The 22869-nt window shown below is 34.0% G+C and carries 19 protein-coding genes; 7 read left to right on the forward strand and 12 right to left on the reverse strand.

From position 1 onward, the window contains the following. The first annotated feature begins 261 nt into the window (after positions 1-261). Positions 262-1107 carry a prephenate dehydrogenase gene (locus ACZZ9T_RS14360; RefSeq protein WP_463442657.1) on the forward strand — a complete coding sequence of 282 codons (846 nt, stop codon included), beginning with the start codon at positions 262-264 and terminating at the stop codon, positions 1105-1107. Positions 1108-1210: 103 nt separating this feature from the next. Here ACZZ9T_RS14360 and ACZZ9T_RS14365 read toward each other — a convergent pair whose 3' ends face one another. The 7 genes from ACZZ9T_RS14365 to ACZZ9T_RS14395 all read right to left on the reverse strand — a co-directional run bounded on the left by ACZZ9T_RS14365 (position 1211) and on the right by ACZZ9T_RS14395 (position 8283). After that, positions 1211-2629, reverse strand: a complete 1419-nt coding sequence (locus ACZZ9T_RS14365; RefSeq protein WP_463442658.1) for an L-serine ammonia-lyase — start codon at positions 2627-2629, stop codon at positions 1211-1213. Positions 2630-2896: 267 nt separating this feature from the next. Further along, on the reverse strand, positions 2897-4243 hold the full coding sequence (locus tag ACZZ9T_RS14370) for an ammonium transporter (protein ID WP_463442659.1): 1347 nt from the start codon (positions 4241-4243) through the stop codon (positions 2897-2899). A gap of 100 nt (positions 4244-4343) precedes the next feature. Then, positions 4344-4985: an alpha/beta hydrolase gene (locus ACZZ9T_RS14375; RefSeq protein WP_463433253.1), complete on the reverse strand. Its 642-nt coding sequence runs from the start codon at positions 4983-4985 to the stop codon at positions 4344-4346. 172 nt (positions 4986-5157) lie between these two features. Then, positions 5158-5769 (reverse strand): YceI family protein, encoded by a 612-nt coding sequence (locus ACZZ9T_RS14380; protein ID WP_463433255.1) that lies wholly within the window; start codon positions 5767-5769, stop codon positions 5158-5160. A gap of 78 nt (positions 5770-5847) precedes the next feature. Further along, positions 5848-6414 carry a YceI family protein gene (locus tag ACZZ9T_RS14385; RefSeq protein ID WP_463433257.1) on the reverse strand — a complete coding sequence of 189 codons (567 nt, stop codon included), beginning with the start codon at positions 6412-6414 and terminating at the stop codon, positions 5848-5850. A 142-nt stretch (positions 6415-6556) separates the two neighbouring features. Continuing rightward, positions 6557-7606 (reverse strand): glucokinase, encoded by a 1050-nt coding sequence (locus tag ACZZ9T_RS14390; RefSeq protein ID WP_463442660.1) that lies wholly within the window; start codon positions 7604-7606, stop codon positions 6557-6559. Between the two features lie 113 nt (positions 7607-7719). After that, positions 7720-8283 carry a hypothetical protein gene (locus tag ACZZ9T_RS14395; protein WP_463433261.1) on the reverse strand — a complete coding sequence of 188 codons (564 nt, stop codon included), beginning with the start codon at positions 8281-8283 and terminating at the stop codon, positions 7720-7722. A gap of 240 nt (positions 8284-8523) precedes the next feature. On the opposite strand from ACZZ9T_RS14395, the gene ACZZ9T_RS14400 reads away from it, so the two are divergent. Then, on the forward strand, positions 8524-9900 hold the full coding sequence (locus ACZZ9T_RS14400) for a DUF1800 domain-containing protein (protein WP_463442661.1): 1377 nt from the start codon (positions 8524-8526) through the stop codon (positions 9898-9900). Between the two features lie 31 nt (positions 9901-9931). Next, a complete protein-coding gene (locus ACZZ9T_RS14405; RefSeq protein WP_463442662.1) occupies positions 9932-11122 on the forward strand; it encodes a DUF1501 domain-containing protein in 1191 nt (396 codons plus the stop codon). A 49-nt stretch (positions 11123-11171) separates the two neighbouring features. On the opposite strand, the gene ACZZ9T_RS14410 is transcribed toward ACZZ9T_RS14405, so the two are convergent. The 3 genes from ACZZ9T_RS14410 to ACZZ9T_RS14420 form a co-directional block, all read right to left on the reverse strand. Continuing rightward, on the reverse strand, positions 11172-11303 hold the full coding sequence (locus tag ACZZ9T_RS14410) for a hypothetical protein (RefSeq protein WP_463442663.1): 132 nt from the start codon (positions 11301-11303) through the stop codon (positions 11172-11174). A gap of 58 nt (positions 11304-11361) precedes the next feature. After that, positions 11362-12372 carry a helix-turn-helix transcriptional regulator gene (locus tag ACZZ9T_RS14415; protein ID WP_463442664.1) on the reverse strand — a complete coding sequence of 337 codons (1011 nt, stop codon included), beginning with the start codon at positions 12370-12372 and terminating at the stop codon, positions 11362-11364. 154 nt (positions 12373-12526) lie between these two features. Further along, positions 12527-12856, reverse strand: coding sequence for a HopJ type III effector protein (locus tag ACZZ9T_RS14420; RefSeq protein ID WP_463442665.1), 330 nt, complete (start codon positions 12854-12856; stop codon positions 12527-12529). A gap of 95 nt (positions 12857-12951) precedes the next feature. On the opposite strand from ACZZ9T_RS14420, the gene ACZZ9T_RS14425 reads away from it, so the two are divergent. From ACZZ9T_RS14425 to ACZZ9T_RS14440, 4 genes are all read left to right on the forward strand, one after another. After that, entirely contained in the window at positions 12952-14346 is a 1395-nt protein-coding gene (locus tag ACZZ9T_RS14425) for an RtcB family protein (RefSeq protein WP_463442666.1), read from the forward strand. Between the two features lie 119 nt (positions 14347-14465). Then, complete coding sequence (locus ACZZ9T_RS14430; protein WP_463442667.1) at positions 14466-15686, forward strand: DNA cytosine methyltransferase; 1221 nt, start codon at positions 14466-14468, stop codon at positions 15684-15686. A 3-nt stretch (positions 15687-15689) separates the two neighbouring features. Further along, positions 15690-18299, forward strand: a complete 2610-nt coding sequence (locus tag ACZZ9T_RS14435; protein WP_463442668.1) for a sensor histidine kinase — start codon at positions 15690-15692, stop codon at positions 18297-18299. Then, entirely contained in the window at positions 18296-19210 is a 915-nt protein-coding gene (locus tag ACZZ9T_RS14440; RefSeq protein WP_463442669.1) for a response regulator, read from the forward strand. The genes ACZZ9T_RS14435 and ACZZ9T_RS14440 overlap by 4 nt, the downstream gene beginning before the upstream one ends. 377 nt (positions 19211-19587) lie before the next feature. On the opposite strand, the gene ACZZ9T_RS14445 is transcribed toward ACZZ9T_RS14440, so the two are convergent. Next, positions 19588-20022: a cold-shock protein gene (locus ACZZ9T_RS14445; RefSeq protein ID WP_219969579.1), complete on the reverse strand. Its 435-nt coding sequence runs from the start codon at positions 20020-20022 to the stop codon at positions 19588-19590. A gap of 589 nt (positions 20023-20611) precedes the next feature. Continuing rightward, positions 20612-22819, reverse strand: coding sequence for a polyribonucleotide nucleotidyltransferase (locus tag ACZZ9T_RS14450; RefSeq protein ID WP_463442670.1), 2208 nt, complete (start codon positions 22817-22819; stop codon positions 20612-20614). Between the last annotated feature and the right edge of the window lie 50 nt (positions 22820-22869).

Consider the following 22869-nt stretch of genomic DNA (forward strand, 5'->3'; position numbering starts at 1 on the left):
GATGGATATTGAATTTACCTGCAAGTCAATTTCATTCAAAAGTAAATTTAATAGATGTATTTTAATTGATTATTCACCAGCAAAGCAAAATTCACCATTCACGTTTTAAATAAATTAAAAACACTATCTTCGCTTGGTGATTAACAAAAACGGAACATATTATTATAGAATTTTCAGCTCAGATTTGGGATAGAGATTCTTGTTACATAACTTCAAACCTCGTCCTCGGACGGGGTTTTTTATTTTTTAAATTAAAAGAAAATGAAATTAAGCATTATTGGTGTCGGATTGATTGGAGGCTCAATCGCATTAAAATTAAAAGAGAAAAAAATGGTAGATATCGTCTACGGAATCGATAACAACCAGGATCATTTAAATGAAGCATTTGATTTAAATATTATTGATGAAAAGATGGATTTAGAATCTGCAGTCAAAAATTCTGATCTCATCATCATCGCCATTCCTGTAGATGCTGCAAGAAAGATATTACCCAAAATTTTAGATTTAATTACAGAAACGCAAACAGTGATGGATGTTGGTTCTACTAAAGCAGGAATTGTAAACTCGGTAAAAAACCATCCGAAAAGGGAGAGGTTTGTTGCTTTTCACCCGATGTGGGGAACGGAAAACAATGGTCCGAAATCTGCCATTGCCGAAAGTTTTTCCGCTAAAGCAGGAGTGATTTGTGATCGTGAAGATTCTGCTGAAGATGCTTTAGAATTGGTTCAAAATCTTGTAGAAAATTTAGATATGCATCTGATTTACATGAATGCTGAAGCGCACGATGTTCATACCGCTTATATTTCTCACATTTCTCACATCACATCTTATGCATTAGCCAATACAGTTTTGGAGAAAGAAAAAGAAGAAGAAACCATTTTTCAACTGGCAAGTTCAGGTTTTTCAAGCACAGTACGTCTGGCAAAATCTCACCCGGAAATGTGGGTTCCTATTTTTAAACAAAACAAAGAAAATGTCTTGGATGTTTTGAACGAACATATTTCTCAACTCAGAAAATTCAAATCTGCTCTGGAAAAGGAAAATTTTGAATATTTGGGTGAGCTGATCGAAAATGCCAATAAAATAAGAGGAATTTTAGATAAGTAAAAAAGGAATTGGTCTTTTAGTAAAACCTCAATCTTTCATCAAAAACGTCCTGATGTTTTAAGTATAACATCAGGACGTTTTACAGCAAGCTTTAATCTTCACTTTAACATTCCGACACATTCACTGCAATTGCCAAACCACCTTCAGAAGTTTCTTTGAAACGGTCGTTCATCGACAAAGCAGTTTCCCACATGGTTTGGATAACCTGGTCTAAACTTACTTTTGCTTTTGCGGGATCACTCTCAAGAGCGATATTGGCTGCCGTGATTGCTTTTATCGCACCCATCGTATTTCTTTCTATACAGGGGATCTGAACTAAACCTCTGATCGGATCACACGTTAAACCCAAATGATGTTCCATTGCGATTTCTGCAGCCATCAAAACCTGACCTACACTTCCACCCAGAATTTCCGTTAAACCTGCCGCAGCCATTGCTGATGACACACCAATCTCTGCCTGACAACCACCCATCGCTGCAGAAATTGTCGCATTTTTTTTAAATAAAGTACCTATTTCTCCTGCAACCAGTAAAAATCTTACAATATCATCATCACTTTTAAACGGAGTAAAAGCCTGTGCATACATTAAAACTGCCGGTATCACACCACTTGCTCCATTAGTAGGTGCAGTGATAATTCTTCCGAAACTAGCATTCTCTTCGTTTACAGCGAGCGCAAAACACGCAATCCATTTATTGATATTGGTGAAATTTTCTTCAGCGTCAACGACTTGTTTGAACCATTCGTCTTTATTTTTATAAATCTGTTCGCCAAGTAATTTTCGGTTCATTCCGGCTGCACGGCGTGTAACATTGAGCCCTCCCGGTAAAATACCTTCTTTATTAACTCCTTTATAAATACATTCTTTGATGTTTTCCCAGATATTGAGAGCTTCTGATCTTGTTTCTTCCTGCGTTCTCCAACTTTCTTCATTGATTAAAATTAAGTCTGAAATTTTATCAAAACCTAATTTCTCGCAATATTTTGAAATATCTGAACCGTGATGGCAAGGATATAAAGTGCGAACGCATTGTTTTTCTATAGAGTTTTTTTCCTGACTTGCAATGAAACCACCACCAACGGAGTAGAAATCCTGAACCAGCTCTGTACCATCTTCGAAAACAGCTTTGAAGATCATTCCATTCGGGTGAAAGTCTAAAGACTGAGCCTTATTCAAAACCAAATGATGTCCGTAAACAAATGGAATTTCTTTTTCTCCGCCTAAATTAAGAATCTGGCTTTCTTTGATGTGAGTGACAATATCATCAATTTTTGAAGTATTGATTGTTTTAAAATCTTCCCCATTCAGTCCCAACATTCCGGCGATATCTGTACCGTGACCGATTCCTGTTTTGGCAAGTGAACCAAAGAATTCCAAAAAAACTTCTTTTACTTCAGCAATTGATCTTTCTCTTTTTATAATTCTGATGAATGCCGAAGCTGCGTTCCAGGGTCCCATGGTGTGCGAACTGGAAGGACCAATTCCAACTTTGATAATCTCAAAAACCGATATAGATTCCATACGTAATTTTCCTTTTCATGAAACGCAAATATACAGGATAAATTCTAAAAAAATGAAGGATACGAAAGGCTTAATGTACATATAATTATGTTTACATTTTAAACACAAAATTGTTGCAGCCCGACCTGAGTGGAGCTCTTTTTTTGTCATTGAGATTGCTGAAAGTTCTTGAGATTGCTTCACATCGTTCGCAATGACAAAAAAAAGCGGGAACGGAGGGCGGATAAAGCTGCCCCAATACAAATTGCTGATGATTTTATGACCATATTACCATTTCAGGCTTTCTTCATGCTGAGACATATCTAATCCCATATTTTCCGACTCTTCAGAAACCCGGAGCGTAATAATGCGGTTGGTAATTTTGTATAAAAGTAATGAACCGAAAAATGTGAATACGGAAACGAAAACCAGAGCAATCATGTGATGGGTAAAAACTCCGATTCCGCCGTGAAGCAGACTCGCATTTTCGCCATGTGCAAAAATAGCGGTGAGAATCATTCCCACAATTCCTCCTACTCCATGGCACGCAAAAACATCCAGGGTGTCATCGATTTTCTTTAAAGCTTTCCAGTTGAGCATAAGGTTAGAAACAATGGCAGCGACAAATCCTATAAACAGACTTTCCTGAATAGAAACAAATCCGCATGCAGGAGTGATTGCCACTAAACCAACGACAGCACCAATGCAGGCTCCTAAAGCAGAAACTTTTCTTCCGTTAATACGATCAAAGAATATCCAGGTTATCATAGCGGAAGCTGAAGCAATTGTGGTGGTACCAAAAGCAATCGCAGCTGTGGCATTTGCACTTAAAGCTGAACCTGCATTAAAACCAAACCAGCCAAACCAAAGCATTCCTGTTCCTAGAATTACATAAGGAATATTAGAAGGTTCATGATGCGGATTTTTTCTTCTTCCTAAAACAATTGCACCCGCCAAAGCAGCAAAACCTGCACTCATATGAACAACCGTACCGCCGGCAAAATCTTTAATCCTGAAAAATTTGTTTAAAAGGCCTTCCGGATGCCAAACCATATGACAAAGCGGCGTATAAATGAAAAGGCTGAAAAGTACCATGAATAAGAGGTAGGAAATAAACCGAACACGCTCGGCAAATGAACCCGTTATCAAAGCAGGCGTAATCACGGCAAATTTCATCTGAAACAAAGCAAATAAAATAAATGGAATGGTGGAAGCCATCGTTTTATGCGGATATACGCTCACATGATTAAAAAAAGGATAGGTAAACGGATTACCGATAATTCCGTAATGCTCGCCGTTTATTTCAAATCCTAAAGAATCTCCAAAAGACAGCGAAAAACCCACAACAATCCACAAAATAGATATTACGCCTAATGCAATAAAGCTCTGCAACATTGTAGAAATCATATTTTTCTTGCCTACCATTCCGCCGTAAAAAAATGAAAGCCCGGGTGTCATAAGAAGAACGAGTCCCGCTGCGGCTAGAATCCAGGCGACATCAGCTCCCACGATACTTTCTTCACCCAAAAAATCTCCTGTATCTGGCAAATCGACACTTGGTTTCCAGAATAATCCGCCAATTGCTATTAAAGAAATTATTACAAATGAAATCTTCCATTTCAAGCCAACTTTCATATATATTTATTTATAACCCCCTTCAAAATTATAAATAAATTTTTATAAAACAGTATTAAACACAAATAAACCCTAATTAATTTAGGGCTAATTTATAATATTAAACAAAAATCTCATGTAACAGGTTTGAAACTTCTTTGTGTTTTGTAGCAGGAAAAAGATGGGTACCTCCTTTAATGATGTAATTGGGTTTTGAATTTTTTATTGGAAAAACAATATCCCGATCACCTAAAATCTGAATAACATCTGGATTTTCTTCAAACTTCCACTCTGAAATTCGTTCGACTGACCACTTCAGATAATAAGGATCTCGTACCTGGAAATACTCAATAACTTTGGGATTTTTAGGATCAAAAAACTTTCTCAGCCTTGTATAAAAAACAGAAGTCTGATCATTAAAAAAACGAACAGGTAAATATTTTGGGATCTTTGTGACCTCGCCCATCTTGATCAAACGGGATTTTTCTCTGTCTGATTTGATGCTTCCCATGATTACAACTTTTTCAGCAGGTTTCAAGGTGTTTAATTCCTGCACCATAATTCCGCCAAAAGAATAACCCAAAAGATAAAAAGGTTCGGTTGTATCGATTTTCTCAGCCATTCTAGCTACGTAATCTGCAAAACTCTCATCTAAATCAGGAATCATCCAATCTATAAAAATGATCTCGTGCTGTTCAGGGAATTTCAGTTTTTCCAAAACCTTAAAATCTGCTCCCAAACCACTTACTACATATATTTTCATCTGTATTATAAATTCGTCAAGCTTTATTAAAGCCGATAAGCTTTAGTTTAAATAAATTTTAATCGCTATAAGTCCTCAAAATATTTTTTACCAAATCCATTTCGCACTACTAAAATAAAAAAAATGGACAACTTAAAAAAAGCTGCCCATGATGATTTATGAAATTTTAACCTTATCTAGGTCTTTCGTTATCAATTTTCTGAGTAGATAATTTGAACTGAATATCCATCTCATCCTTAATGAAATAATCTTTCAGTGAACTCTGGTAGAAAACCTTAAAATCTTTTCTGTTTAAAGAAAATCTTGAAGATTCAATTTCCACTGTGAATTGCGTTATATGAGCATTTGCAGGGAACGAAATCGTTTTTCTTACTCCTTTGATGGTAATATCACCAACGATGGTAGAATTGTACTCGCTGTTAGCCAAAGGAATTATTTTTTTCAAATGAAATTTAGCGGTAGGAAATTTTTTAACTTCAAAAAAAGTCGGTCCTTTCAGATCATTGGTCAATTTCACCTGATCAGCACCAGACAAATCTGCAACAACAAGACTTCTCATATCAATCACAAATTCACCGTCTACCAATACCGTCTTATCAAAAGTAAACTTTCCGCTTTTCAGTTTCAGAGTGCCGTAATGTGACGTTGGTACTGTTTTTACAACCTTGTGACCCCACCATTTGATCTCAGATGTAACGACTTTTGAAATTTTATCTCCTTTCTTTTGAGCAAATGCAAATGAAATGCTCGCACACATCATCACAAACAATAATAATCTTTTCATTCTTTTTTATTTACAATTCAACAAAAATAAAAAAAAGTGTAGAACTTCTACACTTTTAACAATATTTTTTTGATTAATTTATTTAGCGCTCACTTTTACAAGCATATCAACCTCATCTTTCACAAAAACATCTTTCATTGAAGATTTGTAAACTACATCAAATTTTTGTCTGTCGAAAGAGAATTTTTTAGACTCCAAATTTACAGTACCATTGGTGTTGGTAATTTTTGCAGGGAAGGATACCGGATTTGTTTTTCCTTTCACCGTAAGATTTCCTGATACCAGACGATTGTAAACTTTATCGCTGTTTTTCTTCACAGAAGTTATTTTGAAACTTGCTGTCGGGAATTTTTCAACTTCGAAGAAATCTCCGTTTTTAAGATGACCGTTCAATTTTCCCTGATATTCTCCTGACAGATCTGTTGCGTTGATAGAGTTCATATCTAAAACGAAATCGCCTCCTACAACCTCATTTCCTTTCATGATGATGTTTCCGGATTTTACTTTTACAGTTCCGTCGTGAGAACTAGACTCTGTTTTAGCAACTTTATAACCCCACCAGTGAACATCAGATGTTACTACTTTTTTTGACTGTCCGAAAGCCAGACCACCAGCTAAAACCGCTAATAAAAACATTTTTTTCATGAATACAATTATTTTAATTATTATTTGCTGCAAATGTAATTATCTTATCTGTTAGTTTATCTTGATGTACATCAATAAGACAAAATATTTTTATGAATGAAATCATTCAAAGAAAAAGCTCCGAATTTCTCCGGAGCTTTTTTTATTCATTATAATAAGCTGCATACAAAGCAGCGCCATCAATACTCGTACTATCCGTATTGATCAGATAAATAGGAATGTTCTTCAGCATGTCTTCCATTTTATCGCTTATTTTAAATTTTTCGTAAAATTTATCTTTATTGATGTAGCTTCTGATAATCTGCGGAATATCTCCTGCAATCAATAAACCACCGGTCGCTTTTAGTTTTAAAGTAAGATTGTTGGCCTCTCTTGCTAAAAATTCTATAAATGTATCCAATGCTATTCTGCAAATCATTGCATCTTCTTCTGCCGCTGCCTTGAAGATTTCTTCGGTGAAATTTCCATTGGCTAATCTTTCTGATAGCCATTCCGGCTCAGGATGTCTTTTTACGTCTCTTAAGAATCTGTAAATATTAAAAAGTCCTGTTTTAGACAATACATTTTCCCAGCTTACAATTCCATAGATATTATTTAAGAATTGATAAAACTCAACCTCAACGTTTGTTCTTGGAGAAAATTCTGAATGACCGCCTTCTGTAGCAAAAGGTCTTAAATATTTTCCGTCAAAGAAATATCCGGCTTCTCCTAAACCGTTTCCCGGAGCTAAAATCGCCACATTACCTTTTTCAAGATGACCACTGCTGTAAATAGCATCAAGATCACTGTCTTGTAAAAGAGCGATACCGTAAGCAGAAGCTTCCTGATCGTTCAGCATAATGACATCTTCAAATCCGAATGTGTTTTTATATTCTTCAATATCAAAACTCCAGCCCAGTCTTGCCGGGCTGCTTTTCCCGTTTAAAACTGGTCCCGGAACAGAAATTCCCAGACGTTTTACATTTTGTAGCTGCTCTTCATTGATAAACTGTGTAAGGATCTCAGAAAATGCAGAATATTCTTTAGTAGGATAATTTTTTTGAATTTTAGTTTCAATTCCACCGTTATCAGAGATATAATAAGCGATTGTAGTAACATCTTCACGTAGGTTTACACCAATGATCGAAACATTATCATTACTGTTGTTTTTTACTCCCGGTAAAAAAAGTGGAAATTTTGGATTTAAGTTCATAATCACTAATTTTATCAAATATAATAATTGTTTTGGTAATTCTTGCTAGGTAGAACAAAACCTTTTCAAAAAATCGAAAAGGTTTGGTTAATAACTAATTATATAGGTTTTAATTATTTTCCTAAAGGAATGTTGTAAGAAAATCCTGCTCCGATGCTTCCCACATTATAGTCTTGATTGGCTACATCACCATTACTTCCTGAGAATACTTTCTGATATTGAAGGAAGAAATTCCAGTCTTGATTGTGATATCCGATCTCCGGTTTTAAATAGAAACCACCATCTGGTCTGTCTGCTGTTGAGTTGTTTGCGACCTTGTCATCTCCCACTAAAAATCCGTAACCAAGATCTGCCCCGAAGTAGAAACCTGTCTGCTTAGGATAAATTCTGAATAGTGCTGCAACCGGAACTACACCCACATCATTGTTATCATATCCGTTATTTTCTTTTCCAAAATAATGAGTATAACCTGTTGCAATACCCAAACCAAATCCCGGAGTGATCAGGTTTTGATACGCTACATCTACACCTACCGCTGCAGAAAGGTTATCAGAAGGAACAGCAATACCTGCAGTTGCCCCAACTTTAATCATGTTATTCATACTCACACTCTGTGCACTCACTAATCCTGCTGTTAAAATTCCTGCTCCTAAAATAGCTTGCTTAAACATTTTCATAACTCTGATTTTTATAATTTTACTAAATGTGGATGAGGAAAAATCATGCCAAAATAATTCACAAAACAGTTTTAAACCCTTATTAAATCTGATAAATAAATGATTATCAACATATTAAATTTCGTATTAATTAAATAGTTGTTTAACTTTATACAATATCTAATATTAAATTTCGTTTTAATCTGTCATTATTCTTTAACTTCTATTACATTTATATATCAAAAAAATAAAACAGAACGTATGGCAGCTTCTTCTCTTACCGAAAATAAACATCTCCTTTCAAGAGCCGGTTTCGGAATAACAACCGAGCAAGTGAGAGATTTAAAAACAAGAGATAAAAAAATAATTTTAAAAGAATTATTCAAAGAAGAAGTCTTTTCGCCTATACAATATCAATCTCCGGATATTGAACCCATACCATATGATGATCCCAAAGCTAACGCCATGCAGAAAAGGGAAATTCAAAAAGTCAATCAGAAGCAAAACACAGAACTGAATCTCAATTTTCTTAAAAAAATGACCGAAAGCAAAGAACAACTAAGAGAAAAAATGGCTTTTTTCTGGCACGGACATTTTGCCACGAGAATCAACAATCCCAAATTCAATGGGCAACTTCTCAATGTGCTTCGTGAAAAGGCTTTAGGAAATTTCAAAGATTTATTGTTTGAAGTCAGTCGCTCTCCCGCAATGCTTAATTTTCTGAATAATCAGCAAAATAAAAAAGATCATCCCAACGAAAATTTTGCCCGTGAAGTGATGGAACTTTTTACAATGGGAAGAGGAAATTATACCGAAAAAGATATTCGGGAAGCTGCAAGAGCATTCACAGGTTGGGGTTATGATAAGGACGGAAATTTTAATGAAAGGAAAAAACTTCACGACACCGGTACAAAAACTTTTCTCGGGAAAACAGGAAACTTTACGGGTGATGATGTTTTAAATATTATTCTGGAACAAAAAGAAACAGCAGAATTTATCACAACAAAAATTTACACTTTTTTTGTAAATGAAAAACCGGATGCAACCATTATTAAAAAACTCAGCCAAAACTTTTATGAATCCGGGTACGACATCAAGAAACTGATGAACGATATTTTTTCCAGTTCGTGGTTTTATGACAGGAAAAATATCGGAAACAGAATAAAATCACCAACAGAACTTCTTGTCGGAATGATGCGAATTTTACCCATGGAAATCCAGAATCCTGAGAACATTACCGTTTATCAGAAACTTCTGGGGCAAATGTTGCTTTATCCACCCAATGTAGCAGGCTGGCCAAACGGAAAATCATGGATTGACAGTTCTACTCTGATGTTGCGACTTCAGATTCCGCAGATTTGGTCAGGTTTAAGACCAATGGAATATTCAGCAAAAGAAGATGATGACATGGATATGGGAATGAAATCCCGGGAAGCTTTAAATAAAAGTTTTAAAAATCCGAATATCACCATTGACTGGACCAAAGTGGATCAGGTTCTGGATGGTAAAAAAGCTGAAGATTATTTGATTATCAATTCAGAATCTTTGGATATGAAGATCGTGAAACAGTTTTCTGACCAGAGTGTGAAAATGAATGCCATCAATCTGATGTCGACACCGGAATATCAATTGATGTAAAGTTCACTGTAAACTTTTAAACAAAATCATTATGATTATCAAAAGAAGAGAATTTTTAAAAATAAGTTCATTAGCAACGGCTTCGTTATTTGTACCTAACTTTCTGCAGTCGATGACGTTGGACAATGCGCTGAATCCTAATCAGAAAATTTTAATTGTACTTCAGTTTACAGGTGGAAATGATGGCTTGAATACGATTATTCCTACTAAAAATGACATCTATTTTAAAGAAAGAAGCAATATTGCTGTTACAGATTCTTTAGCATTAAATGACGAAACAGGAATTAATCCGGCTTTATCTTATTTTAAAGAATTACATGACAGTGGCGAATTATCATTGATGAATAATGTAGGGTATCCCAATCCTGATAAATCGCATTTCAGAAGTATGGATATTTGGCACTCTGCAAGCAAAAGCGACGAATTTCTGGAAACAGGATGGCTCGGAAGATTCCTGGATGAAGAATGTTATAAATGCGAACATCCAACGCAGGCTCTGGAAGTTGATGATATGTTGAGTCTGGCTCTAAAAGGTGATAACAATAAAGCTTTTGCCTTTAAAGATCCTAAAAAATTATATCAGACCAGTCAGGAAAAATATTTTAAATCTCTTTATGAAAACGACCATCATCATGAGGAGGAAACGGTTTCTTATTTATACAAAACCTTAGGTTCAACAATCAATAATGCCGATTATATCTTTGAAAAAAGCAAGGCAAAAAAATCCACACAGGAATATCCTAATTCTAAGTTGGGAAAAGACTTTAAAACAGTTGCTTCATTGATTAAATCGGATATCAATACCCAGGTTTATTATCTTTCGATAGGAAGTTTTGACACGCACGTCAATCAAAATGAAAGACAGCAGAAATTGTTTGGAGAAATCAATGATGCTGTGAAATCTTTCGTTGCAGATATGAAAGCCAACGGATTGTTTAATGATATTTTACTGATGACTTTCTCAGAATTCGGAAGACGTGTTGCCCAAAACGCAAGCAAAGGGACTGATCACGGAACCGCCAACCAAATGTTTTTCATCAGCGGTGGATTAAAAAAGAAAGGTATTTTAAATGCCCTACCCGATTTGCAGAATTTAAATGAAGGAGATTTAATTTACACCGAAGATTTCAGAAAAGTCTACGCCACAATTCTCAAAAACTGGCTGAATGCCGATTCATCAAAAGTTTTGGGTTGGAAAAACGGGGTGTATGATTTCGTATAAAATGAAAAAGCCTTACACAGTGTAAGGCTAAATTATTAAAGTTGTTTTGTTAATGAGGCGAAGGAATCTGCTTATTCGGATCTTTCACTACATCTTTCTTTTCTGTAAATTTCTTGATCAGAAATTCGATAACCAGTGGCGCAACAAGCGTAAGTATTGTTTTAAAAAGTCTTGATTTCATACTATTTATTTTTCCTGATAATTACAATATCTGCGCCAAAATTTTTACTCCTAAAAAATTACATTTTGAAGTCGTTCTGATAATTTTCATTGGCAATCCTCAGACTTTTGGCAATCCTTTGCTTTAACTTCCTGGGTGCTAAAACAGTTAAAAATTCTCCCATTCCCAGGATCATTCTTTCCAGTTCAAAGTTCAGCTGCACACAAATTTTAAAAGTTGTGCCGTTTTCATCTTCACTCATAATCTCTTGTGAATGATGAAATGGTTTAGTTTTCATATATGGTGCGTGTTTTGAATTCACTACAAAAATAACATTTTGCGGTCGTTGGGTTTCAGAAACCGTTGCACCGATCACTTCTCCGAAATAACGGTCTGCATCAAAATCTTTATCAATGTATTCACTGTTTTCATCGATCTTAATATCTTCCATTCGGTCAAGAGCCAGATTGAAAATCGCATTTTTGTACCAACAAATCAAAAACCAGCGATTGTTATATTCTTTCAATAATTGAGGATGAACCGTCAGAATATTTTCTTCTTTCGCTTTAAAACTTTTATAGGTAATTTTCAAAACCTTTTTATTTAAAACACTTTCGTACAAAATATCGATATTCTCCAGACCTTTCAGCCGTTCATTTTTATCTAAATGAATGATTGATTTTTGATTGGTTGAATGAATTGAGTCTTCCAGTTTCTGAATGACACCGTTCATGTCTTTAAACATTGAAAAATCTTTAAACTGCTTTAAAATCTGCACCGCATTATTCATTGCTTTGAGATCATTTTCGTTCACAGAAATCTGGTGAATGCTGTAATCCGGGTCGCTGTATCGGTAGTATTTTCTTTCATAAACCTCAATGGGAGCTTCATACCCGAATTTTTCACTGCGCATATTCTGCAGATCAAGCTGCACCGTTCTTTTGCTTACAAAAGATTCTTTGCCTTCAAATTCAAACAACGCTTCGGAACATTCTTCAATCAAATCTTCTAAAGTGTATTGTTTGTATTTATTTTTAAGGCATTTATCCAAAGTTTTATATCGGATAAGAGCATTTTTGTTGGATGACATAGCTAAAAGTAAAGATTAAGGCTGAATTTAAAACTAAAGCGACTGAAATTCCCCTCCTCTGGAGGGGTGGCGAAAAATCTACGATTTTTGACGGGGTGGTTATAAAGAATAACACGTTGTCACTCCTAAGGAATTTCAACAATTAAGGAAAATACTATTTTCTCTTCAAAGCTTCCCCTTGAAAAGAAATTCCATCCCAACCAAATTCTATAAAATTCCTGATATTCTGATGATCTGTTCCTTCAGGATTTTTCAAAACATCTTCCCGGTAAAAAGAGCCGAAAAGAGAAAGTGTATCTTCTTTTGACAAATCATTCAACCTTCCAAAACTGAAAACTTTACATGAACCGTTATTCTGATCTGCTTCGTTCACCATATTTCCGTTGGTGAATTTTGTCGGAGTAAATTCATAGTGTTCATCGATATACGCAATAACATCATTAAATTGAATCGTTTCAGAAGAAGTTTTTAATTGTTCTAACATTTTTTAAAATTTATCAAAAATAATTAAAATTAAATGATCTGCGCAAAAAGATTACGCAACAAGCCCATTACTTTGCATTATCAAATAACGAACAAATGAATACAACTAAAACAATCAACGGAAACGATTTAATCGAATTAGGATTCAGACCTGGAAAATGGTTTAATGAAGCAATACAATATATTAATGAAAATCAATTAGACGAAAATGATCTGGCAACTTATCTTGAACAGTTCAGATCACCGGATCCGATTCCACTACATGAAGAGCCTAAACATTTTATCATCAACATCCGTCCGGAACATGACAATGAAATCGACAATGTAGAAAAAGTCATCAACACGATGAAAGTTTTAATGAAAACTCCAACATTAATTAACGGAGCCATTATGCCCGATGCGTGTCCCACAGGTCCCGAAGGTCACATTCCGGTTGGCGGAGTGGTCGTTGCCAAAAATGCAATTCATCCCGGATTTCATAGCGCAGATATCTGCTGTTCGGTCATGTTGACAGACTTTGGGAAAGCTGATCCTAAAGAAGTTCTGGATGCAGCCCATTCTATCACCCATTTCGGATATGGAGGAAGACCGAGAGGTGAACAAATGGAAATGTCTCAGGAGTTGATGGATGCTTTCAGAGACAATTTCTTTTTGAATGACGAACGATTAATCAGCATTGCAAGATCTCACATGGGAACTCAGGGCGACGGAAACCATTTTCTTTTTGTAGGAACTTCAAAAAATACAGGAAATACAATGATGGTGACGCACCACGGATCACGAGCTCCGGGAGCAGCTTTGTACGACAAAGGAATGAAAATCGCCAACCGTTTCAGAATGGAAATTTCCCCTGAAACTTTAAAAGAAAACGCATGGATTCCGTTTGAAACTGAAGAAGGAAAATCATATTGGGAAGCTTTGCAATTGATCAGAGCATGGACGAAAGAAAACCATGAAGCCATTCATAACGCAGTGTTAGAAAAATTAAATATCGAAAAACAAAACAGATACTGGAACGAGCATAATTTCGTATTCAAGGATGGAGATTTATTTTACCATGCAAAAGGAGCAACTCCGTTGGATGACAAATTTATGCCGGATATTACCGGACCAAGATTGATTCCGTTGAATATGGCAGAACCGGTTTTAATCGTTCAGGGGAAAACAAATGACAGAAACTTAGGTTTTGCGCCGCATGGAGCAGGAAGAAATTTCAGCAGAACACAGCATAAAAAATCATTGGCTCATAAAACCATGGAAGAAGTTTTTGAAGAAGAAACGCAAGGATTAGACATCCGTTTCTTTACAAACGACATTGATATTTCCGAACTTCCGACCGCTTATAAAAGTGCCAAAAACGTCAGAGCACAAATTGAAGAATACGGATTGTGCGAAGTTCTGGACGAAGTGATGCCTTACGGATGTATTATGGCGGGTGATGTGCAGAAAAATGCGCCCTGGAAGAGGAAGAAAAAGTTTGTGAAAAGATGATTTTAAGATTACGAATTTTCGTAATCTTTTTTTCCTCATTAAGCAATATATTTTCTTTGCAATAAAAAATAGTTATTTTTTTCAGATATTTTATTTTATTTTTGTATGTAAAGCTTTTTATGTATAAAAACAAACTAACCTATATAGACCTTTTCGCTGGTTGTGGTGGACTTTCTTTAGGTTTACATCAATCGGGATGGAAAGGGGTTTTTGCAATTGAAAAAAATGCAGATGCTTTTAAAACACTAGAATTCAATTTAATTCAAAATAAAAATCATTTTGATTGGCCTAAATGGCTTCCACAAAATAATCATGACATTAACGAAGTACTTTTAAATTATTCTCCACAATTGCAAAAATTAAAAGGAAAGGTCACGATGGTTGTTGGAGGACCACCTTGTCAGGGATTTTCAATGGCTGGAAAGCGAAACGAATTTGATTTAAGAAATGATTTAATAAACTCTTATATAAAATTTGTAGAAACGGTAGAGCCGAAAATTATTTTCTTTGAAAACGTAAAAGGTTTTACAATGGAGTTCAAAAAGAATAAAGAAAAAGGAATCGCTTATTCTTCTCAAGTAATTCAAAAATTGGAAGATGCTGGATATTATGTTAATGGTCAGTTAGTAAATTTTGGAGATTATGGGATTCCTCAAAAAAGAACTCGCTTTATTCTTGTAGGTATTAAAAAAAACATAAAGAATGCTTCGCAGAAAAAAGTTGATTCTTTTTTTAGTTCTTTAGAAAACAATAAATTTGATTTTCTAAAAGAAAAGGGACTAACGACAACGACTAACCTTCAGGATGCAATATCTGATTTATTTAAGCAAAATGGTTTAGAACAAACGCCAGATTACCCAAGTTTTGAATCGGGAATTTATGGAAAGGAAAAAGGAAACTACCAAAAACTTATGCGCAATGGTGTAAAAGAAAAAATAGCAAATAGCCACCGTTTTCCTAAACATTCTAAATTAATAATTGAGAGATTTAAAAATATACTTGAAGAAACTAAAGAAAGAAGAAATCTAAATATAAGTAAACTGATTCAAGAAAAATTTGGTATAAAGAAACGTACAGTCATACCATTAAATGCTTTAGATAAAACTCCAACAATTACAACCCTTCCGGACGACTACATACACTACGCTGAACCGCGAATTTTAACTGTTCGTGAATACGCACGTATACAATCATTTCCTGATTGGTATCAATTTCAAGGTAAATATACTACTGGGGGCAAATTGCGGATAAAAGAAGTTCCACGATATACGCAAATCGGGAATGCTATTCCACCACTTTTTGGAGAGCAAAGTGGATTAATCTTACAAGAACTAATCTAAAAGATGAGTGAAAAACTATATTTTTCCGTTAAATCCGGTATTAAAAGTATTGTTGGTAAAGATTTAATTATTGACGATAATATTGCAATTTTTGAGTTAGTAAAAAATTCGTACGATGCTCACGCAAAAAAGGTAATCATCACTTTTGAAAAGAATAAAATAATTATTGCTGATGATGGAAAAGGTATGTCTTTAGATGATGTCCATAACAAATGGTTAGCATTAGCTTATTCAGCAAAAAAAAACGGCACCGAAGATGCTGAAGAATCTGAAGATGTGAAATTAAAAAGAATTTCTTATAGAGATGAAATACAGAATAAAAAGGTTTACGCAGGGGCAAAAGGAATTGGCAGGTTTTCTAGTGATAGGTTAGGTTCTAAACTTAAACTTGCTACGAAAAAAAATAATTTTGATAAGATTGAAATCTTAGAAATTAATTGGGAAGATTTCGAACATGATGATTTAGAAGATTTTATCAACATTCCTGTTACTCACAATTCAGTCCACTCATTTAAAATTCCATTTCCTAATAACAAAAATCACGGAACAATTTTAGAAATTTCCAATTCATCAAATTGGTCAAGAAGCAGAATTGTAGATTTAAAACATTCTCTTGAAAAATTAATCAACCCTTTCTCTGAAACTGAAAATTTTATTATTGAAATTATTTCTAAAAGAGACGTTGAAGAGGATTTCAAAATAGATGATAAAACCAATAAATTTAAATATATTGAAAGAGATAGAGTAAATGGAGAAGTTCAGAATTCTATTTTAGATATTATAAAATTAAAGACAACAGAGTTATCTTTAGAAGTAGATTCGGATTTTATCTATACCAAAATTATAGATAGGGGAACAACAATCTACCATATTAAAGAAAAAAATAAGTACAATCTTTTCATAGATAATCTAAAAGTAAATCTCTATTTCTTAAATTTTACTGCAAAAGTTAATTTTAGCAAAAGAATGGGAATTCAACCTGTAAATTATGGCTCTGTATTTCTTTTTAAAAATGGTTTCCGAGTTCAACCATATGGCAATAAAGGTGATGACAGTTGGGGTTTAGATTATAGAGCACAACAAGGGTATAATAGATTTATAGGAACTAGAGATTTATTTGGAAGAGTTGACATTATTACAAATAATTTTGAACAATTTAAAGAAGTTTCTAGTAGAGACGGGGGGTTAGTTGACACAATAGGTTTTAATCAGATGAAAGAAATTTTCACATTAAAAGCCCATAGAAGATTGGAAAGATATGTAACTGGAGTTTTATGGGGTGAAGCATTTCTTAGGAAAAAATATTTTAAAACACAAAATGAAGGTCAAAATTTAAGAGATGATTTAAATGAAGACAAAAATTCTGACAATTTTAATATTGCAAAATCAAATGTAGGGAGTAAAATAGACTTTATTCAATTATTAAAAAGTCTTTCAAACGAAAAAGAAATTACAATATTAGATTACAACAAAGAGTTAGTGGACTTAGTTAACGACAACATTAATTCAGTTGAACCAAAATTTTTAAAGGATTTAGAAAAAATTGCTGATAATCTCAATGATGAGTCCCTCAAGAAAGCTTATAAATTAACTGACGAACATTTTCATAAATTAGAAAAAGAAAAAGAGGAAGCTATAAAACAAGCTGAAGAAGAAAAGAAAAAAAGAGAAGAAGAAGAACAAAAAAGAAAGGAAGCTGAAGAAAAAGCAAAAAAATCTGAAGAAGCAAAAATAGAGGCAGAAAGAAAAGAACAAGAGGAGAGACAAAAAAAAATTCAAGCAGAATTAGAAAAAGAAAAAGAAAAAACAAAACGAATTGAAGCTGAGTTAGCAAAACTAAAAGCAGAAAAAGAAAAGGAAGAAGAAAAAGACAAACGAGAAAAAGCGGAAGAGGAAAAAATGAAAGTCTCCGAAGAACTCGATAATGAAAAGAAAAAAAGTGCTTTTAAAGGTGCTTTAATAGGTACTGATAAAGAGAAAATAATTGGTCTTCAGCATCAAGTTTCCCATTCTTCTGGCAGAATAAATAGAAATATAAAATTGCTTTTAAAACACTTGGGCGATAATTTAGATGAAAAATCAAAAAGGTACATTTCTATTATGTCACTTGAATCGAGTAAAGTTAACTCAATTGCCAATTTCATAACGAAAGCTAACTTTAATCTAACAGCAGAAGAAATTTCTACAGATATTGTAAGTTTTATTGTAGATTATATTGATGAAATTTACTTAGCAGATGATAATATTATTGACACAAATATCAAGATTGAAATTAAGAACAATTCAATTGAGTTTGTTAAAAAAATAATCCCTCTTGAAATCACGACTTTCATTGATAATTTTATAACAAATTCAGAAAAAGCTAAAGCAAAAATAATACAAATTGATTTTCATGAAAATGATCAAAATTTAATGATCAAAATAAAGGACGATGGAAAAGGAATAGCAAATGAAGATCTTAATAAAATTTTTGAATTAGGTTACACTACTACGAGTGGATCTGGGATTGGGTTATATCAAAATCAAGATATTTTAAAAACCCTTAATGGCTCAATTGAAGTTAATTCTATTCCAAACAAAGAGACTACATTCCTAATAACCATTCCAAAATGAAAATAGATTACAAAATCCTATGGCTTGATGATAAAGCTAAAACAATAAGCGATGACGGATATAATATAGAAGTTGAAAATTTCTTAAAAGATTTATATTTTGAACCTTATATAACACTAACTAAAAACGAGAAAGAATTTTTCGATAATTTAACTGATGACTATGACCTTATACTAACTGATTATCATCTTGAAGATGGTAATAATAGAAATGGTGATGTCATTATAAAAGAAGTTAGAGAGAAGTCTATTTTTACAGAAATAATGTTTTATTCTGCTAAAGGGAATGTAGTTGACACAACTAAATTAGATAGAATTACATTTGTGGATACCAGTAGAAATAAAAGAGACCACTATGATACAGTTATTGAAAAGGCGAAAGATTTAATAAATCTAACAGTAAAAAAATTCCAGAATATCATTTTAATGAGAGGGATGATTATGAATGAGACAAGTAATCTTGATAATAAAATGTTAAGTATTGTTCAAAATGCTCTAAAAATAGATGGTTTGTATGACGAAATTTTCACCAAATCAATTTATGAAAAAATAATTACTCATTTCAAATCTAAAATTAAATTTGTTAAAGAAGAATGTGATGGTAAATCTAATTATAAAAATTTAACTAAAGATAATTTTGTTTTTAGTTCCGATTATAAAACTGATTCATTAAAAAAAATAATTGAGTTCTATTCATCCTATGATTTTACAACTGATTATAAAGAAGAAATAAATCTAATCAGAAACAAATTTGCTCACGCTATTTTAGAGACTGATGAGGACGGTAGACAATTTTTTAAATATAAAAAGGAAGGTTTAACATTTGATGCAGATCTTTGTAAAAAAATTAGAAAGGATATTATTAAACATAAAGATTACTTAGATGATTTAGAAAATAAGATTTCTAAATAAAATTATCAAAAATAACTCAGATTTACAATCTTCATTACACAACTACAAAACCCTAGCCTCCGTTTCAGGATTTTTCGTTACCTAATTTAACATAATATGCTGAATATAAAAACATTTTACTTCGAAATTAATTTTATTCAAAATAATTTTTATATTTCAATTACTAATTTAAAAACACAAATATTATGTCAAGCACCTCAGAAGTAGGGCACGCTAAAAATGTAGCGAACCTTCAAAAAATCACACAGCCTTTACAATCCTCCGGCAGTGCGTTCTAAAGATAATCTTACATCGGAAACAATATTCTTGCATCCGTAAATTATAAAACAAAAACCGCTTCATCACTGAAGCGGTTTGTTTTTATGTATAGTGTAAAACTATCTGATGATTTTGATATTGATCGCAGAGAAACCTTTTGGTGATCTTTCTTTTTCGAAAGATACCTTGTTTCCTTTTTTAATGATATCCACACAGTTGTTACTGTGAAAGAATACATTTTCTTTAGAATTATCTTCTGTGATAAATCCGTACCCTTTATCGCTGAAAAATGTAACGATACCAGACTTGATTGGATCTTCTTCCTGAATAGGAGCTGCACCCAACTGAATGTTATCCAAATTGATAGCCTCTGCATTAGAGTTATCAGGAGGTGTACTTGTTAACTGACCGTTTGCATCTACATACATGATCATATCATCAAGACTTTTTCCTTTGTCATTGGTGTTCTTTCGGTCTTCGCGACGTATCGCTTTTTCCTTTTGCTTCTGTAATTTTTTCTTAAAGTTTTCTTTTTTTGAGAAAGAATCCGCCATATATTATTGTATATTAATTGTTATTCTTGAGTTATTTTTCAATGATTTTATCTTATTTCACCTGATAAATACATCGAAAAGGTCGTACTGATTACTATGAAAAGATGATGTTAAAATCTCTTCGTAGTTTTACTGCATTAAGATAATAAATTTTTTTGAATTTAAAATCGTTATCAGGGATTTTTTATTCCTAAACTTTCTTATCCTGAACAGAGATAAAGGTATTCTAAAATTGATCAGTAATGGTGATTCAAATTGCCTGCTCAAATATTATTTCTGAAATAAGTAAAATTGGCACTTGGAATAATGTAAACTGAGGAAAAATGAGTATTCTAAACTGTAAATAGTTATGAAAAGCAGAAACCTTCTTATTAATTATACTGCAAATATACGACAAATCCTCGAAATAATCATAATTATTTAAATTATTGATTTTCAGTTTTGTTTTGGACAACTCAACTTCAAAACTTTATCTCGAAAGTTAATCGGTATTCTTTAAAAAAACCTTAAATTCTTTTCGTTATTCAAATAGTTGTAGAAAACAAAAATCCCTCAAAAAGAGGGATTTAATATAATTAAGAATCAATTCTTAAGCTTCATTCAAAGGTTTGTGTTCTCCCGGTTGGTCTCTGCCTTCAGGATTTACGTTCTCTTCATTTCTAGGTTTCGGAGCTGGTCTTTCTGGTCTTGGCAACAAAACTTTTCTTGAAAGCTTCATCTTTTTACGGTCATCATAACCCATAAATTTCACCTCAACTTCATCACCTTCTTTATAAGGAACTTTATCCAGACGAGCCCATTCGATTTCAGAAATATGAAGTAATCCTTCAGTTCCTTTTGCAATTGCTACGAAAGCTCCGAAATCCATTACTTTCACTACTTTACCCTGGTAAACTTCACCTACAGTTGGTACAAAAGTGATCTCGTTGATTTTTGCAATCGCTTCGTTGATTTTATCTCTGCTTACACCGGAAATCTCGATTCTTCCGATTTCGCCAACTTCTTCAATTGCGATAACGGTGTCTGTATCTTTCTGCATCTGCTGAATGATTTTTCCTCCAGGTCCGATAATCGCACCGATGAAATCTTTAGAAATCTCCAGCATGACCATTTTCGGCGCATGAGGTTTCACGTCTTCTCTTGGTGCAGAAATCGTTTCATTTAATTTATCAAGAATATGTAATCTTCCGTCTCTAGCCTGTAGAAGCGCTTTTTCCATAATTTCCATAGACAATCCCTGAACTTTAATGTCCATCTGGCAAGCCGTGATTCCGTCTGCAGTTCCGGTTACTTTAAAGTCCATATCTCCCAAGTGATCTTCATCACCCAAGATATCAGAAAGTACAGTGAATTTACCAGATTTTACATCAGTTACCAATCCCATTGCGATCCCAGAAACCGGTTTTTTGATTTGTACACCTGCATCCATCAATGCTAAAGTTCCTGCACAAACAGTTGCCATAGAAGATGAACCGTTCGATTCCAAAATATCAGAAACGATACGGATGGTGTAAGGATTTTCTTCCGGGATCATATTTGCCAAAGCTCTCTGAGCTAAGTTTCCGTGACCCACTTCTCTTCTTGAAGTTCCTCTCAAAGGACGAGCTTCACCCGTTGAGAACGGCGGGAAGTTATAATGTAAGAAGAATCTTTCGTCGTAGTTGACCATGACGCTGTCTACCATGTTCGCATCTTTTACTGAACCTAAAGTTACAGCAGTTAAAGATTGCGTTTCACCTCTTGTGAAAATAGCAGAACCGTGTGCTCCCGGTAAATAATCGATTTCGCTCCAGATCGGACGAATCGTTTGCGGATCACGACCATCAAGACGGATTTTGTCATTCAAAATCATCTGACGCATCGCTTCTTTTTCCACATCGTGGAAATATACTTTTGCGAAAGGCGTTACTCTTTCTAATTCGTCTGCATGTTCAACATACTGAGCTAAAAACTCAGCCAGTACAGCTTTGAATTTTTCGTGTCTTTCCTCTTTTCCTGAAGGAATTTTTGCTACCTCGTATACTTTATCGTATGTTTCTTTCCACACTTTCTCACGAATTGCTTCGTCGTGATTTTCGTGGCTGTATTCTCTTTTTGGTAAAGATTTGCCTACTTTTTCAGCCAATCTTTCCTGAGCTTCTACTTGTTTTTTGATTTCAACGTGAGCAAATTGGATTGCTTCAAGCATTTCTGCCTCAGAAATTTCTTTCATCTCACCTTCTACCATTACGATAGAATCTTTCGTTGCTCCTACCATAATATCAAGGTCGGCCAATTTAAGATCTGCGTAATTAGGATTAACTGATAATTTTCCGTCAATTCTTACTACTCTTACTTCAGACATTGGTCCGTTGAAAGGAATATCAGTGATTGCAATCGCTGCAGAAGCTGCAAGACCTGCCAAATCATCAGGAATTGAAACTCCGTCATAAGAAATCAATGAAATCATTACCTGAACTTCTGCGTGGAAATCTTCCGGGAATAATGGTCTCAAAACTCTGTCTACCAAACGCATCGTCAGGATTTCCTGATCTGAAGGTCTGGCTTCTCTTCTGAAGAAGTTTCCGGGGATTTTTCCGCCTGCGTAGAATTTTTCTCTGTAATCTACTGTTAAGGGTAGAAAATCTACACCTTCTTTTGCTTCTTTGCTGGCTACAACAGTTGCTAAAAGCATTGTTCCGCCGATTTTTACGACTACAGAACCATCAGCTTGTTTTGCTAATTTTCCTGTTTCGATTGTGATCTCTCTGCCGTCTGCAAGAATGATCGTTTCTGTAATTGCGTGAGGTATACTCATAAATTGTTTTGTGTTGCACTCCGTATTGAGCGCTTTAATTATTATAATTT

Source organism: Chryseobacterium sp. AC417, assembly GCF_979258215.1.

Bases quoted from the DNA above. Each gene is read 5' to 3' on its own strand.
- ACZZ9T_RS14360 (WP_463442657.1), top strand. From the start codon at position 262: ATGAAATTAAGCATTATTGGTGTCGGATTGATTGGAGGCTCAATCGCA.
- ACZZ9T_RS14365 (WP_463442658.1), bottom strand. From the start codon at position 2,629: ATGGAATCTATATCGGTTTTTGAGATTATCAAAGTTGGAATTGGTCCT.
- ACZZ9T_RS14370 (WP_463442659.1), bottom strand. From the start codon at position 4,243: ATGAAAGTTGGCTTGAAATGGAAGATTTCATTTGTAATAATTTCTTTA.
- ACZZ9T_RS14375 (WP_463433253.1), bottom strand. From the start codon at position 4,985: ATGAAAATATATGTAGTAAGTGGTTTGGGAGCAGATTTTAAGGTTTTG.
- ACZZ9T_RS14380 (WP_463433255.1), bottom strand. From the start codon at position 5,769: ATGAAAAGATTATTATTGTTTGTGATGATGTGTGCGAGCATTTCATTT.
- ACZZ9T_RS14385 (WP_463433257.1), bottom strand. From the start codon at position 6,414: ATGAAAAAAATGTTTTTATTAGCGGTTTTAGCTGGTGGTCTGGCTTTC.
- ACZZ9T_RS14390 (WP_463442660.1), bottom strand. From the start codon at position 7,606: ATGAACTTAAATCCAAAATTTCCACTTTTTTTACCGGGAGTAAAAAAC.
- ACZZ9T_RS14395 (WP_463433261.1), bottom strand. From the start codon at position 8,283: ATGAAAATGTTTAAGCAAGCTATTTTAGGAGCAGGAATTTTAACAGCA.
- ACZZ9T_RS14400 (WP_463442661.1), top strand. From the start codon at position 8,524: ATGGCAGCTTCTTCTCTTACCGAAAATAAACATCTCCTTTCAAGAGCC.
- ACZZ9T_RS14405 (WP_463442662.1), top strand. From the start codon at position 9,932: ATGATTATCAAAAGAAGAGAATTTTTAAAAATAAGTTCATTAGCAACG.
- ACZZ9T_RS14410 (WP_463442663.1), bottom strand. From the start codon at position 11,303: ATGAAATCAAGACTTTTTAAAACAATACTTACGCTTGTTGCGCCACTG.
- ACZZ9T_RS14415 (WP_463442664.1), bottom strand. From the start codon at position 12,372: ATGTCATCCAACAAAAATGCTCTTATCCGATATAAAACTTTGGATAAA.
- ACZZ9T_RS14420 (WP_463442665.1), bottom strand. From the start codon at position 12,856: ATGTTAGAACAATTAAAAACTTCTTCTGAAACGATTCAATTTAATGAT.
- ACZZ9T_RS14425 (WP_463442666.1), top strand. From the start codon at position 12,952: ATGAATACAACTAAAACAATCAACGGAAACGATTTAATCGAATTAGGA.
- ACZZ9T_RS14430 (WP_463442667.1), top strand. From the start codon at position 14,466: ATGTATAAAAACAAACTAACCTATATAGACCTTTTCGCTGGTTGTGGT.
- ACZZ9T_RS14435 (WP_463442668.1), top strand. From the start codon at position 15,690: ATGAGTGAAAAACTATATTTTTCCGTTAAATCCGGTATTAAAAGTATT.
- ACZZ9T_RS14440 (WP_463442669.1), top strand. From the start codon at position 18,296: ATGAAAATAGATTACAAAATCCTATGGCTTGATGATAAAGCTAAAACA.
- ACZZ9T_RS14445 (WP_219969579.1), bottom strand. From the start codon at position 20,022: ATGGCGGATTCTTTCTCAAAAAAAGAAAACTTTAAGAAAAAATTACAG.
- ACZZ9T_RS14450 (WP_463442670.1), bottom strand. From the start codon at position 22,819: ATGAGTATACCTCACGCAATTACAGAAACGATCATTCTTGCAGACGGC.